This window comes from Mesorhizobium sp. P3_A10, from assembly GCF_056403175.1.
This window is the reverse complement of the sequence record NZ_JBFUFZ010000002.1, coordinates 676939-691113: the sequence shown is the minus strand read 5'-3', so window position 1 is coordinate 691113 and position 14175 is coordinate 676939. Positions and strand designations below refer to the sequence as shown.

Below are 14175 nucleotides of genomic sequence, written 5' to 3'. Positions count from 1 at the left end.
ATCAGGCTGCTTTGGCCGCAGGTCTGGAAACAGCCGAAAAGGCCATCCCCGCAGCCATGATCAGGATGGCGGCGAACTGGGTCGCGGTCGGCGTTTCGCCAAGTACCGTCACGGCAATGATGACCGTTGCGATCGGCACGCATGGCATGAACAGCGATGCCGTCTGCGATCCCAGCTGTCGGACGACATAGGTATAGAGGAACATGGCGGCCGCACCGGCCAAAAACCCTTGAATGACGATCTGGCTGGCGATTTCGGCCACTGACGCTTCGCGGAGGCCGCTTGGGGCAAAGATATAGAGCAGAGGCAGCGGCACGCATGACAAGAGCACGACCGTTGTGGTCGCTGTGACCGGATCGACGCGCCAGCGCCGTACAAGAACGGCATAGGCTGCAAACATCATGCCTGATCCGATGAACAGAAGATCGCCGAAGAGGACATCCTTCATGGCGCTGTCGGTGCGTGCCGGCGCAATGAACAGGATCAGCCCGGCGATGATGGCGGCGACGCCGATGGTTCGCTGGCGTGAGGCCTTGTCCGTCGTGGCGATGTGTGACAGCACGAATGAGAAGAAAACGATTGACGCCGGGCATAGTGCTGCGCCATGCGCGGCAGGCGCATAGGTCAGGCCCCAGTTGATGATGATCGGGTAGGGCAGCCCTGCCAGTGCCGCCAGCGTCAGCGCGCGCCGCCAGCCCAACGCCTTGATATCAGCCAGGCCAATGCGCCAGACCACGGGCAGCATGACCATGCCGGCCCCGACAAAGCGCAAGGTCGCGAGATCCGTCGCCGTCAGATGCTCCCGCAGGCTGAAGCGGGCTGCGACGAACTGCACGGCGTAGATGCCGATCATGGCCATGCCGGCAAGGATTGCCGGCTTCGTGTTTCGGTTCTCTGTCGCGCGCATGCTCATCCCGCTCGATCCTGCCAGCGGAGGCTTTTTCTCCGGACGGCTTTCGTTGGAAGCGCACCCTATTGTTGAAAATGGTGTGACAAAATATGCTGTTTTCGCGATAGGAAAGTGAAATTCACACAACAGAGGCACCGCGAGCGTGAATCATGAATCCGATCAACTAGATGCCATCGACCGTAGCTTGCTGCGGCTGCTGCAGGAGGACGGGCGTCGCACCACGCTCGATCTCGCAGCCCGCGTCGGCCTGTCGCCGACCGGCACCAGCCAGCGGGTGAAGCGCCTGTTCCGGGACGGTTTCATCACCGCGGTCAGAGCTGTGCTCAATCCGCAAAAGATCGGCCGCGGCACGCTCGTCTTCATCGAAGTCAGGCTCGACCAGGCGGCGCCGCATGTGTTTGACCGTTTCGCTGAGGCGGTGGCGAAAGCCCCTGAAGTGCTGGAATGCCATATGGTCGTTGGCGGTTTTGACTATCTGGTCAAGGCGCGCATTTCCGAGATGGCCGCCTATCAGGATTTTTTGAAGCGCGTGATCCTGCCGCTGCCAGGTGTCAGGGAAACGCACACCTATGCGTCGATATCGGACGTGAAGCCCGACGCGCTGCTGCCGGTGTGAGACGGGTCGACTGAAGTCAGGCGGCTTGAGAAACCTCCGGCGCCAGCGTCACATTCGCGTCGCCCCAGACCTTCAGGGCAGTGATCACCGGCTCCAGGCTCCTGCCACGCGGCGTCAGGCTGTATTCCACCTTCGGCGGCACCTGTGCATAAACCTTGCGGCCGATGAGCCCATCCGTCTCCAGTTCGCGAAGCTGGTTGGTCAGCATGCGCTGCGTGCAGTTCGGGATGCGCCGGCGAATTTCGTTGAAGCGCATCGTGCCCTCGAACAGATGGTAAAGCACGACGCCTTTCCACTTTCCGTCGATATAGCGCAGCGTTCCCTCCACGGTGCAGCCGGGGCTGCAATCAAATCGCTCATGGCGAATGCGCGGCATGACGGTATCCTTTTCGACACTATGTGCTTTATATGTGCATTCTTGCGCATGGTGATCGTAGACGGCATCTCTATCCCAGACAACATGGAGAAGAAGATGCGCGCCGTCGGCTATCAAAACCCAGCCCCCATCACCGATGAGGCCTCCCTTGTCGATATCGACCTGCCCAAGCCGGAGCCGAAGGGCCGTCAACTGCTGGTCGAGGTGAAGGCGATCTCGGTCAATCCGGTCGACACCAAGATCCGGCGAAGCGCCAGACCCGAAGCCGGGAGCTGGCGCGTGCTCGGTTGGGACGCTGCCGGCCAGGTCGTCGGCACCGGTCCGGACGCCAGCCTGTTCAAGCGCGACGACGATGTCTTCTATTCCGGTGCGCTCACGCCGCAAGGCACCAATGCCGAATTCCACCTTGTCGACGAGCGCCTTGTCGGCCGCAAGCCCGGCTCGCTCGACTATGCGCAGGCGGCAGCACTGCCGCTGACGGCGATCACTGCCTTCGAGGCGCTGTTCGACCGCCTTGATGTGAAGAAGCCTGTTCCGGGCGCCACAAACGCCATCCTGATCATCGGCGGCGCCGGCGGCGTCGGTTCGATTGCGGTCCAGCTTGCGCGCCAGCTGGCCGATCTGACGGTGATTGCCACGGCTTCACGGCCGGAGACGCGCGACTGGGTGCTCGGGCTTGGCGCCCATCATGTCATCGACCATTCCAGACCGCTGGCTGCAGAAATCGCTGCCCTCGGCATCGGCGCACCGGCCTTTGTGTTCTCGACCACGAACACCGACAAGCACCTGGCCGCGATCGTCGAACTGATCGCGCCGCAGGGCCGTTTCGGCTTGATCGACGATCCCCAGACGCTCGATATCAATCCGTTCAAGCGCAAGAGCGTTTCGGTCCATTGGGAACTGATGTTCACCCGCTCGCTGTTCGAGACGCAGGATATGGCCGCGCAGGGTGAGCATCTGAACGAACTGGCACGGCTTGTCGACGCCGGTACCATCCGCACCACCTTGGGCGAGACATTCGGCCCAATCAACGCCGCCAATCTGAAGCGCGCCCATGCACTGATCGAGACCGGCAAGGCCAAGGGTAAGATTGTCCTCGAAGGCTTCTGACGCGAGGTCGCCAGCCCGACTTAGCTCTGCAGGAAAGCTTCTATCTGGCTAAAAACATTGACGAACATCGCTTCCGTCAGCACGCCGGTGTTGGTGTTGTAGCGGGAGCAGTGATAGCTGGAAAACAGCGTGATGCCGCCGGCTTGCAGCTGTCCGCCATGCTTGAACGGGTAGGCGGCGACGCGCCCACCCAGCGCCCTGACCGTCGACTGGTGAGCGATGGAGCCCAGCGCCAGCACGGCGCGCAGATTGGGAAAGCGTGCGATCGTCGGCACCAGGAACGTTCGGCAGGTGGCAATCTCCGCACCAACCGGCTTGTTCTCCGGCGGCACGCAGCGCACCGCATTGGTGATCGCCGTGCCGACAAGCTCAAGCCCGTCATCCGGCCGCGCCTTGAACTCGCCGCGCGCAAAACCGTGCGCGATCAATGTGGAGTAGAGCAGGTCGCCGGCATAGTCGCCGGTGAACGGGCGCCCGGTCCGGTTCGCACCGCGCAGGCCGGGCGCCAGCCCGACGATCAAAAGCTTGACGGCATCCTCGCCCTGGGGCGGCAGGAAGGTCGGTACCGGCGCATTGAACCAGGACGGTTCGCGCAGCCGCCAATCGGCGATGAAATCATGCAGCCGCGGGCAGAGCGGGCAGTCGCGGCCGGGTTCGGAGGCGGCAGGGGCGGTCAACGCCGCCGCCGTCAATAATCGTCCTCTTCGGCCTCGGCCGGCTCGGGCCGGCGCACCGGCCGTTCGGACGGATCGCGGCCAACCTCGTTCTTCAGCGTCATCAGGTCGATGAAATGGTCGGCCTGGCGGCGCAGATCGTCGGAGATCATTGGCGGCTGCGAGGCCATGGTCGAAACCACCGAAACCTTGCGCCCGCGCCGCTGCAGCGCCTCGACCAGCGTGCGGAAATCGCCATCGCCGGAGAAGATGACATAGTGGTCGACGACATCGGCAAGCTCCAGCGCATCGACGGTCAGCTCGATGTCCATATTGCCCTTGATCTTGCGGCGGCCGGTCGAGTCGGTGAATTCCTTGGCCGGCTTGGTCACCACCTTGAAGCCGTTATAGTCGAGCCAGTCGATCAGCGGCCGGATCGAGGAGTATTCCTGATCCTCGACCAGCGCCGTGTAGTAGTAGGCGCGCAGCAGATAGCCGCGCTTCTGGAAGCTCGACAGCAGCTTGCGGTAATCGATGTCGAAGCCGAGCGCTCGCGAGGTCGCGTAAAGATTGGCGCCGTCGATGAAAAGAGCGATTTTTTCACGGGGGTCGAACATGGAAAATATCCCTTTTTCGCAATAAGCGGCCGTCTAAACGAAAATGCGTGAGTGACTATCGCTCGGCTTTTAATAAACCGGCTGAGCTTTCTTCATCCGAGATAGCGCCAGTTTTACGGCAATCCAAGGTGTGTTGCCGCACTGCAAGCAATTGTGATCGACGCCGTATCGTCGCAGGAGACCGCACTGCCGGTGAGCTATCGACCCGGCAGCGGAGCCGGCATTGACCGGCTCCAGAGCCCTCCTCGCCATGAAGCTTGTATTTTGGCGGCGTTCAGGTTAAGGACCGCGCCTGTTTTCCATCAAATCCATCGCATGAAAGGGGCAATCCATGGCCCGCGTAACCGTTGAAGATTGCATCGACAAGGTCGACAACCGCTTCGAACTGGTGCTTTTGGCCGGTCATCGCGCCCGTCAGATCAGCCAGGGCGCGCCGATCACCGTGCCGCGTGACAACGACAAGAACCCGGTCGTGGCGCTGCGCGAGATCGCCGACGAGACACTGTCGCCGGACGACCTCAAGGAAGACCTGATCCACTCGCTGCAGAAGCATGTCGAGGTCGACGAGCCGGAAGCCGACGGCGAGGCGATTGCCGACCAGACCGGCGGCGCTGTTGCGGCAACCGACGCCGACGACGCCGAGGACAACGTCACCTTCGATCGCATGACCGAAGAGGATTTGCTGGCCGGCATCGAGGGCCTCGTCCCCCCGGAAAAGAGCGACGACTACTAAGAGCTTTCGATCTGGTCGCTGGAACAATCTCCGGCACTTCCGTATCGTCCGTTTCGTGGCTATCTATGACATGCGCCGTACACAAGTGCGGCGCATGTTCCATTTCAGCCCTGAGAGATCCTGCCCATGATGCGTCAGTATGAGCTTGTCGAGCGCGTCCAGCGCTACAAGCCTGACGTCAACGAGGCGCTGCTCAACAAGGCCTATGTCTATGCCATGCAGAAGCATGGCCACCAGAAACGCGCCTCCGGCGACCCCTATTTCTCGCATCCGCTCGAAGTCGCCGCCATCCTCACCGAAATGCACATGGACGAGGCGACGATCGCCGTTGCCTTGCTGCACGACACGATCGAGGACACCACGGCGACGCGAGCCGAGATCGACGATCTGTTCGGCCCGGAAATGGGCAAGCTGGTCGAAGGCCTGACCAAGCTGAAGAAGCTCGACCTTGTCTCTAAGAAGGCCGAGCAGGCGGAGAACCTGCGCAAGCTGTTGCTGGCGATCTCTGAGGATGTCCGCGTGCTGTTGGTCAAGCTCGCCGACCGCCTGCACAACATGCGCACCCTCGACCACATGCCCGAGGCCAAGCGCCTGCGCATCGCCGAGGAGACAATGGATATCTATGCGCCGCTGGCGGGGCGCATGGGCATGCAAGGCATGCGCGAGGAGCTGGAGGAGATCGCCTTCCGCTTCATCAATCCGGAAGCCTACCGCGCCGTCACTGCGCGGCTGGCCGAAATCTTCGAGCGCAACAAGGACGTGCTGTCCGAGATCGAGAAGTCACTGTCCACGCTGTTTGAAAAGCATGCGATCAAGGCCGGCGTGAAAAGCCGCCAGAAGAAGCCGTGGTCGGTGTTCCGCAAGATGGAGGCCAAGGCGCTGTCCTTCGAGCAGCTGTCCGACATCTTTGGCTTCCGCGTCGTCGTCGAGTCGACCGAGGACTGCTACCGCGCGCTCGGCGCCATCCACACCACCTGGTCGATGGTGCCAGGCCGCTTCAAGGACTACATCTCGACGCCGAAGCAGAACGACTACCGCTCGATCCACACCACCATCGTCGGCCCGTCGCGCCAGCGCGTCGAACTGCAGATCCGCACCCACCAGATGAACAAGATCGCCGAATACGGCGTCGCCGCGCATTCGATCTACAAGGACACCGGCGGTAAGACCAATGGCACTGCGCACGCGATCTCGAAGGAGACCAACGCCTATGCATGGCTGCGGCGCACCATCGAACAGCTCGCCGAAGGCGACAATCCCGAGGATTTCCTCGAAAACACCAAGCTGGAACTGTTCCAGGACCAGGTGTTCTGTTTTACGCCCAAGGGCCTGCTGATCGCGCTGCCGCGCGGCGCCACCCCAATCGACTTTGCCTATGCCGTGCACACCGATGTCGGCGACACCTGCGTCGGCGCTAAGGTCAATGGCCGCATCATGCCACTGATGACCGAACTGAAGAACGGCGACGAGGTCGAGATCATCCGCTCCAAGGCACAGGTGCCGCCGGCGGCGTGGGAATCGGTCGTCGTCACCGGCAAGGCGCGCTCGGCCATCCGCCGCGCCACCAAGAATGCCATCCGCAAGCAGTATTCGGGCCTCGGCGCCCGCATTCTGGAGCGCGCCTTCGAGCGGGCCGGCAAGACCTTCACCAAGGAAAACCTAAAGCCTGTGCTGCATCGGCTGGCGCGCAAGGATATCGAGGATGTGCTGGCCTCGGTCGGCCGCGGCGAACTTGCCTCCACCGATGTGATGAAGGCGGTCTTCCCAGACTTCAAGGACGAGCGCGTGACGCTGGCCGCGCCCAAGCAGCGCGAGGAGGGCTGGTCGAAGATCCGCAACGCCGCCGGCATGCTGTTCCAGATTCCGGGCCGTGCCGCGCGCAAGGATAAGGACCAGCCGAAGGACGGCGCCGTGCCGATTCGCGGCGTGCGCGGCGACCTGCCGGTGCGCTTCGCGCCGGAAGGAGCCGTGCCCGGCGACCGCATCGTCGGCATCGTGCAGCCGGGAACCGGCATCACCATCTATCCGATCCAGTCGCCGGCCCTGCAGGCCTTTGACGACCAGCCCGAGCGCTGGATCGACGTGCGCTGGGACATTGACGAGCGCACCAAGGAGCGGTTTCCGGCGCGCGTCTCGGTCACCGCCATCAATGCGCCGGGTTCGCTGGCCGACATCGCCCAGGTCGTTGCCTCCAACGACGCCAACATCCATACATTGTCGATGGTGCGCACCGCGCCCGATTTCACCGAAATGCTGATCGATCTCGAAGTTTGGGATCTGAAGCACCTGAACCGGCTGCTGTCGCAGCTCAAGGACAATTCGAGCGTCAGCGATGCGCGGCGCGTCAACGGCTAGACCATGATCCCAAAAAGTGGGAACCGGTTTTTGGACAAGATCATGGTCAAACGAGACTAACGGCTTGGGGGACAAGGCAGCGATGAACACCGATGAAGTGCTGGGTATTTTCCGCGAGGCCGGCGCCGTTCTCGAGGGACATTTCATCTTGACGTCTGGTCTGCGCAGCCCGGTCTTCCTGCAGAAGGCGCGGGTATTCATGCATGCCGACAAGACCGAGCGCCTCTGCAAGGCGCTTGCCGCAAAGATCAGCGCCACCGTGCCCGGCAAGATCGACTATGTCGTCGGCCCGGCGATCGGCGGGCTGATCCCGGCTTACGAAACCTCACGCCATCTCGGCGTACCGGCGATCTGGGTCGAGCGGGAAGGGGGCGAGTTCAGGCTCCGCCGCTTCGAGATCGCCAGGGGCGCGCGCGTCGTCATCGTCGAGGACATCGTCACCACCGGCCTGTCGATCCGCGAGACCATCGAATGTCTGCGCGAGCTTGGCGCCGAGGTTGTGGCCGCCGCTTGCATCATCGACCGCTCGGCTGGCAAGACCAATGTCGGCGTGCCGCTGATCGCGCTTGCCGAATACGAGGTTCCGGCCTATCCGGCCGACAGGCTGCCGCCGGAACTCGCCGCCATACCGGCCATCAAGCCCGGCAGCCGCAACATCTGACCAACATGATCGCCGGCATCGACCATTTCGTGCTGACGGTCCGCTCCGTCGATGACAGCTGCGACTTCTACCGGCGTGTGCTCGGCCTCAAGCGCCTCGACGAGCCGAACCGACCGACAGCGTTGCTGTTTGGAGCGCAGAAGATCAATTTGCATGAGGTCGGGCGCACCTTCGAGCCAAAGGCCAAGGCACCGACGCCCGGCTCCGGGGATTTCTGCCTCGTCGCCGCCCGGCCGCTCTCCGAAATCTGCGCCAGCCTGGCGGTCAATGGCGTCGCCGTTGAAGTCGGCCCGGTCGAGCGGATCGGTGCGCGAGGCCCGATGATGTCGGTCTATTTTCGCGACCCCGACGGCAACCTTGTCGAGGTCGGCGAGTACCAACCTGGCAAGAGGTGAACGTTCCAATCGCCGATGGCGAGAGTGATGCCCACCTCAAATCCGCCGCGATTGCGTCGCTTTGGAGACGGCAACGCCCGGCTTTTGAAGGCAGCGGCAGCGCCTGTCGCGCCATGGTCCGCCGTTGTTCTTCGGTCTGCGCATAGCTATATCAAAGTCGTTGTTGCCTTCTGGCGACAGCAAAGCGCAAGATATGGCTGCCGTTGCGCCTAGCCCGAAATGGCTGGGTATGGTGGTGTTGGTAAACCGGGAACGGGAACAGAGTGCTTTTTCGACGCCGCAAGCCTGATGGTCTTTTCGAGCGGGTGCGTACCTATCTGTGGCCGCGCCGCTCGTTTTCGCGCTCGCTGCAGTATTTTTCCAAGCGCATCCTACGGCTGAAGGCCACGCCGCACGCCGTGGCGGCCGGTGTCGCGGCCGGCGTGTTCGCCTCGTTCTTTCCGGTGGGTTTCCATTTTGCCATTGCATTCGTGCTTTGCTGGATTATCGCAGGAAACCTGGTGGCGGCAGCCCTCGGCGCCGTGTTCTTCGGCAATCCGCTGACCTTCCCGCTGCTGTGGGGCGCGTCCTGGGAGACCGGCAAGCTGATCCTGCATGAGCGCCTGCCCAAGCACGGACCGCCCGAGCATCTTGGCGAAATGATGCACACGCTATCCTTCGCCAAGTTGTGGCATCCAGTGCTGGAGCCGATGCTGATCGGCGCGGTGCCGCTCGGACTGATCTTCGGGCTCATTTTCTACGGCATCACCCGTTGGGGCATGACCACCTTCCGCGAACAAAGGCGCAAGCGGCTGGCCGCAAAGGCCGAAAAGGCCGCCCAGACCGGACGGGAAGTTCCCGCGGAATGATCATCGGCATCGGCAGCGACCTGATCGATATCAGGCGCATCGAGAAGTCGCTGGAGCGTCATGGCCAGCGCTTCATCCAGCGCATCTACACCGAGGTCGAGCAAGCCCGCTCCGAGAACCGCAGGGCGCGCGCGGCCTCCTACGCCAAACGCTTCGCCGCCAAGGAGGCCTGTGCCAAGGCGCTTGGTACCGGTCTGGCGCAAGGCGTGTTCTGGCGCGACATGGGTGTCGTCAACCTGGCCAGCGGCAAGCCGACCATGGCGCTGACGGGTGGTGCCGCAGTACGGCTGGACAAGATCCTGCCGAAAGGGCACCGCGCGGCGATTCACCTGACAATCACCGACGATTTTCCGCTCGCTCAAGCCTTTGTGATCATCGAGGCGCTGCCCGTCGAAGAAGCGCCACATTGATTGCATCTGACGACCGGCGATAATAACTAACGCTGGCATGACGTTGCCCAGCGCGCGCCGAGACTCTATACCAACCAACGCACAATCGAGGACGACATGAGCGTGGCTGAAAAAACTGAGAAGAAAACCGGCGGACTTGGCGAAACCGTCAACGTCATCATCCAGGCGTTGCTGCTTGCGCTGGTCATCCGCACGCTGCTGTTCCAGCCGTTCTCGATCCCGTCGGGGTCGATGCGGCCGACCTTGCTTGAAGGCGATTACCTGTTCGTCACCAAATGGTCTTACGGCTTCTCCCGCTATTCGCTGCCGTTTGGGCCGGATCTGTTTTCGGGACGCATCTGGGCCTCTGAGCCGAAGCGCGGCGATGTTGTGGTGTTCAAGTTCCCGCCGGACCCGTCCATCGATTATATCAAGCGCGTCGTCGGCCTGCCGGGCGATAAGATCCAGGTCAAGAACGGCCAGCTGTTCATCAACGATGTCGGCGTGCCGCGCGTGAAAACAGGTCAGATCGACAACCCAGACATCACCGAAGAGAATCAGCCGATCGATGTCTACCGGGAAACACTGCCGAACGGCGTTAGCTACGACACGCTCGACCTGAATCCCAATTCGATCGGCGACAACACCCGCGAATGGAACGTGCCGGCCGGCCACTATTTCATGATGGGCGACAACCGCGACAATTCCTCGGACAGCCGCTTCACCGTCGGCTACGTGCCGGCCGAGAACCTGGTCGGCCGCGCCAATCTCGTTTTCTTCTCGATCGCCGGCAAGGCGAGCCCGCTCGAAATCTGGAAATGGCCGTCGCTGATCCGCGCCTCGCGCCTGTTCCATTTCGTCAATTAGGGTGATGGCAGCGACAAAACGCCTGACCGCCGATGCGCTCGCCGAAGCGCTCATGCAGCGCACCGGCCACGCTTTTGCCGACCGCCAGCGCCTGCAGCGCGCGCTGACCCATGCCAGTGCCCGCTCAAGCCATGCCGGCATCGACTATGAGCGTTTCGAATTCCTCGGCGATCGTGTTCTTGGCCTTGTCGTTGCCGACATGCTTTTGGCGGCATTTCCCGATGCTGCCGAGGGCGAACTGTCGCTGCGGCTCAATGCGCTGGTCAACGCCGAGGCCCTGGCGGAGATCGCCGAGGATATCGGCCTGCCGGACCTGATCCGCGCCGGCTCGGACGTGCGCGGCCTCGACGGGCGCAAGCGCGTCAATATGCGTGCCGACGCGCTGGAATCGCTGATTGCCGTGCTCTATCTCGACGGCGGGCTGGAGGCGGCGCGCGCCTTCATCCACAAATACTGGCAACCGCGCTCGCAGGCCACCGGCGCTGCCCGCCGCGATGCCAAGACCGAGCTGCAGGAATGGGCGCACCAGGCGGCAACCGCCGTGCCGAGCTACACGATAGACAGCCGCGAGGGACCCGACCACGATCCGCTGTTCACCGTCAGCGTCAAGGTCGGCGCCTACGCCCCGGCCACCGGCAGCGGACGTTCCAAGCGCGAGGCCGAGCAGGCCGCCGCCGCGGCACTCCTGCTGCGTGAGGGCGTCTGGCTCAATCAAGGGAGCGCGGCATGACCGCCACCACCGAAGACACTGTGCCGGCGACGCCCGCCGCTGCCACGCACTCCGGCTTCGTCGCGCTGATCGGCGCGCCGAATGCCGGCAAATCGACACTGGTCAACCAGCTGGTCGGCGCCAAGGTGTCGATCGTGACGCACAAGGTGCAGACCACCCGTGCCATCGTGCGCGGCATCGCCACGCATGACAACGCGCAGATCGTCTTTGTCGACACGCCGGGCATCTTCAAGCCGAAGCGCCGGCTGGACACGGCGATGGTGACGACCGCCTGGGGCGGTGCCAAGGACGCCGATATCGTGCTGCTTTTGATCGACGCCGAGCGCGGCATCCGCGGCGACGCCGACGCCATCCTCGAGCGGCTGAAGGATGTGCGCCAGCCGATGGTGCTGATCCTCAACAAAGTCGACCGGGTCAAGCACGAAGCGCTGTTGGCCCTGGCCGCGGCAGCGAATGAGAAAGTGCCGTTCAAGCGTACCTTCATGGTCTCGGCGCTGACCGGCTCCGGCTGCAAAGACCTGCTCGACTATCTTGCCGAAGCGCTTCCGGCCGGCCCCTGGTACTATCCCGAAGACCAGATCTCCGACTTGCCGATGCGCCAGCTAGCCGCCGAGATCACCCGCGAAAAGCTGTATCTCAGGCTGCACCAGGAATTGCCCTATTCCTCGCATATCGAGACCGAGAAATGGGAAGAGAAGAAGGACGGCTCGGTGCGCATCGACCAGACCATCTATGTCGAGCGCGACAGCCAGAAGAAAATCGTGCTCGGCCACAAGGGCGAGACGATCCGCGCCATCGGGCAGGCCGCTCGGATGGAGATCGCCGGCATTTTGGAACAGAAGGTGCACCTGTTCCTGTTCGTCAAGGTGCGCGAGAACTGGGGCGACGACCCCGAGCGCTACCGCGAGATGGGGCTCGAGTTTCCGCACTGAGAATTGACGCAGCGCCCGGGATAGGAGCGCCGCGCCTTTTGGCGGATTGGTTCAGGCGATTGCCAGTTGCTCCTTCGGCCGGCGGACAAAACTCTCGGTGCCGTAGTAGGCGACGATGGCAACCGCGATGACCGCCCAGATCGCAACACCGATCCACTGCTGCTGCGTATAGTCGGCGTCGACGAACACCTTGCCGAGGAAGCGCACGCTGTTCTGATGCGCGACATGCATGATGAAGGCGAGCAGCACGCTGCCGGTGTTCTGGTAGAGCCAGGTGAACACCACCGCAGCCAGCAGCACATTGATCGTGCCATAGACGCTGAGGTCGCCGACCAGACCGAGCGGGAAGTGCCAGATGGCCCAGATCACGCCGAGGATCAGGCTGCCCGTCAGTGCCGAGTGGCTGGCGAGCAGCCGCGGCACCGCAAAGCCGCGCCAGCCGGGCTCTTCGCCAAGCGGACCGCTGAAGACGGCATAGAGCGCGATGATCGGCAGCATCTCGCTCATCGCGGGAATGTTGCTCCAGGCGGGAGCTGCGGCGCCAAACAGTGGATTGATCAGGATCGAGGCCAAGTGCGTTCCAAATGGCAGGCCGAACGCCACTGCATACCACAGTGGGTGCACCCGCCACTTGACCATCGAGGCGAGGATGGCCTTGACCGAAGCCCAGCCGCCGGAAAGCGCCGCGACGATGAAGGCGGAGACCATCGGGCCGAACGTAAACCAGGGAATGCTGTCGCCGTTCGATAGCCAGAACGGGATGAACGCCAGCCAGGTCAGGCCCATCGCCAGCGAAAAGAAGGCAGTCAGCTGGTGCCTTCGCACCAGGCTCAGGAAGGAAGTCATGTCAGGTCCTCTCAGCGGGCAGATTGGTCATGAGAGGTCGCCGGGCTGCCCGATCGGTCGACTTTCGTCTGGAACTGAGCCGGCCGAAGGGTTTCGGCAGGCCGCGTCGACCGCGTCGGTCAACCCGTCTCTATTGGCACCTGCGCTGTTCAAAATCCCGAGCGGTTTCTGATGAATTTCCGATATTGACGGCGACGCCGGCGATTGCATTTCCTGCGCCAAGCTCTGCCAAACTTGATTTTGCCACCGAACCGGTGACAAGCTCTCGCCATGGAATGGCGCGACGAGGGAATCATTCTCGGCACCCGCAAGCATGGCGAAACCAGCGCCATTCTCGAGGTGATGACGCGTGCGCATGGCCGCCATCTCGGCCTCGTGCGCGGCGGCCGTTCGCGCAAGCAGCAGCCGGTCCTGCAGCCCGGCAACCGCGTCGACCTGTTGTGGCGGGCGCGGCTCGACGAGCATCTCGGCACCTTCCAGGCCGAGGCGATCGAGATGAACGCCGCCCGGCTGATGGACAGCGCCATTGCCGTCTACGGACTGCAAACCATGGCCCAGCATCTGCGCCTGTTGCCCGAGCGTGACGCCCATGGCGGCCTGTTTGAGACGCTTGCGGTGATGATCGTCCATCTCGACGATCCGGATGCCGCCGGCGAGCTGTTGGCGCGCTTCGAGCTGTTGATCCTCGACGAACTCGGCTTCGGCCTCGATCTCAGCCAGTGCGCGGCAACCGGCAGCAGGCAGGATCTCGCCTATGTCTCGCCAAAATCCGGCCGTGCCGTATCACGCGCCGCCGGCGCACCATGGCACGACAAGATGCTGGCGCTGCCGGCCTTCCTGCAGCGCGGCTCCGGCCTGCGCGCCGACCCTGCGGCGGTGGAAGACGCGTTTCGGCTGACCGGCTTCTTCTTTGCCCGCCATGTCTATGAGCCGCGCGGCATCGAGCCGCCCGACGCCCGTGTCGGCTTCCTCGCCGCCTTGCGCAAGCACCACGCGCGCAACAAGGCGATTGCCGGAGAAACCGCCGCATGAGCGAGTTGAACTCTATCCCGGCCGAGTTTCGCCCGAAGGATGCCAATGGCAAGCTGCTGGCTTTCGGCACTGAAACATGCTCGATCTTTCCAGCCGCCAATCTGG

General features: G+C 62.9%; 17 protein-coding genes. 12 read left to right on the top strand and 5 right to left on the bottom strand.

Features of this window, described 5'->3' with window-relative positions:
• Nucleotide 1: 1 nt before the first annotated feature.
• On the bottom strand, nt 2-913 hold the full coding sequence (locus AC1DXU_RS10220; RefSeq protein WP_477367705.1) for a DMT family transporter: 912 nt from the start codon (nt 911-913) through the stop codon (nt 2-4).
• Between the two features lie 139 nt (nt 914-1052).
• Here AC1DXU_RS10220 and AC1DXU_RS10215 point away from each other — a divergent pair, with 139 nt between their 5' ends.
• Complete coding sequence (locus AC1DXU_RS10215; protein WP_023727560.1) at nt 1053-1526, top strand: Lrp/AsnC family transcriptional regulator; 474 nt, start codon at nt 1053-1055, stop codon at nt 1524-1526.
• A 16-nt stretch (nt 1527-1542) separates the two neighbouring features.
• Here AC1DXU_RS10215 and AC1DXU_RS10210 read toward each other — a convergent pair whose 3' ends face one another.
• On the bottom strand, nt 1543-1902 hold the full coding sequence (locus AC1DXU_RS10210; RefSeq protein WP_477367702.1) for a winged helix-turn-helix transcriptional regulator: 360 nt from the start codon (nt 1900-1902) through the stop codon (nt 1543-1545).
• A 96-nt stretch (nt 1903-1998) separates the two neighbouring features.
• On the opposite strand from AC1DXU_RS10210, the gene AC1DXU_RS10205 reads away from it, so the two are divergent.
• Nucleotides 1999-3012 carry a zinc-binding alcohol dehydrogenase family protein gene (locus AC1DXU_RS10205; protein WP_477368926.1) on the top strand — a complete coding sequence of 338 codons (1014 nt, stop codon included), beginning with the start codon at nt 1999-2001 and terminating at the stop codon, nt 3010-3012.
• Nucleotides 3013-3032: 20 nt separating this feature from the next.
• Here AC1DXU_RS10205 and AC1DXU_RS10200 read toward each other — a convergent pair whose 3' ends face one another.
• Nucleotides 3033-3689 carry a uracil-DNA glycosylase gene (locus AC1DXU_RS10200; protein WP_477367699.1) on the bottom strand — a complete coding sequence of 219 codons (657 nt, stop codon included), beginning with the start codon at nt 3687-3689 and terminating at the stop codon, nt 3033-3035.
• Nucleotides 3690-3700: 11 nt separating this feature from the next.
• Nucleotides 3701-4282 carry a LabA-like NYN domain-containing protein gene (locus AC1DXU_RS10195; RefSeq protein WP_477316354.1) on the bottom strand — a complete coding sequence of 194 codons (582 nt, stop codon included), beginning with the start codon at nt 4280-4282 and terminating at the stop codon, nt 3701-3703.
• 331 nt (nt 4283-4613) lie between these two features.
• Between AC1DXU_RS10195 and rpoZ the strand changes: the two genes are divergently transcribed.
• The 9 genes from rpoZ (at nt 4614) to era (ending at nt 12192) form a co-directional block, all read left to right on the top strand.
• Entirely contained in the window at nt 4614-5015 is a 402-nt protein-coding gene (rpoZ, locus tag AC1DXU_RS10190) for a DNA-directed RNA polymerase subunit omega (RefSeq protein WP_454588394.1), read from the top strand.
• Between the two features lie 126 nt (nt 5016-5141).
• On the top strand, nt 5142-7370 hold the full coding sequence (locus AC1DXU_RS10185) for a RelA/SpoT family protein (RefSeq protein WP_477316356.1): 2229 nt from the start codon (nt 5142-5144) through the stop codon (nt 7368-7370).
• Nucleotides 7371-7452: 82 nt separating this feature from the next.
• A complete protein-coding gene (pyrE, locus tag AC1DXU_RS10180; protein WP_477316358.1) occupies nt 7453-8031 on the top strand; it encodes an orotate phosphoribosyltransferase in 579 nt (192 codons plus the stop codon).
• Nucleotides 8032-8036: 5 nt separating this feature from the next.
• Nucleotides 8037-8426 carry a VOC family protein gene (locus AC1DXU_RS10175; protein ID WP_477316360.1) on the top strand — a complete coding sequence of 130 codons (390 nt, stop codon included), beginning with the start codon at nt 8037-8039 and terminating at the stop codon, nt 8424-8426.
• Between the two features lie 263 nt (nt 8427-8689).
• Entirely contained in the window at nt 8690-9274 is a 585-nt protein-coding gene (locus AC1DXU_RS10170; RefSeq protein WP_477316362.1) for a DUF2062 domain-containing protein, read from the top strand.
• The gene (gene acpS, locus AC1DXU_RS10165; protein WP_477316364.1) at nt 9271-9684 is read left to right on the top strand and encodes a holo-ACP synthase; all 414 of its coding nucleotides are present in this window, start codon (nt 9271-9273) and stop codon (nt 9682-9684) included. Before AC1DXU_RS10170 ends, acpS begins: the two co-directional genes overlap by 4 nt.
• A gap of 96 nt (nt 9685-9780) precedes the next feature.
• Entirely contained in the window at nt 9781-10530 is a 750-nt protein-coding gene (lepB, locus tag AC1DXU_RS10160; protein ID WP_477316366.1) for a signal peptidase I, read from the top strand.
• A gap of 4 nt (nt 10531-10534) precedes the next feature.
• Entirely contained in the window at nt 10535-11260 is a 726-nt protein-coding gene (gene rnc, locus AC1DXU_RS10155; RefSeq protein ID WP_477316368.1) for a ribonuclease III, read from the top strand.
• The gene (era, locus tag AC1DXU_RS10150) at nt 11257-12192 is read left to right on the top strand and encodes a GTPase Era (protein ID WP_477316370.1); all 936 of its coding nucleotides are present in this window, start codon (nt 11257-11259) and stop codon (nt 12190-12192) included. Before rnc ends, era begins: the two co-directional genes overlap by 4 nt.
• 51 nt (nt 12193-12243) lie before the next feature.
• Here era and AC1DXU_RS10145 read toward each other — a convergent pair whose 3' ends face one another.
• Complete coding sequence (locus tag AC1DXU_RS10145) at nt 12244-13038, bottom strand: CPBP family intramembrane glutamic endopeptidase (protein WP_477367696.1); 795 nt, start codon at nt 13036-13038, stop codon at nt 12244-12246.
• A 270-nt stretch (nt 13039-13308) separates the two neighbouring features.
• On the opposite strand from AC1DXU_RS10145, the gene recO reads away from it, so the two are divergent.
• On the top strand, nt 13309-14070 hold the full coding sequence (recO, locus tag AC1DXU_RS10140; RefSeq protein WP_477367694.1) for a DNA repair protein RecO: 762 nt from the start codon (nt 13309-13311) through the stop codon (nt 14068-14070).
• Nucleotides 14071-14175: the final 105 nt, after the last annotated feature.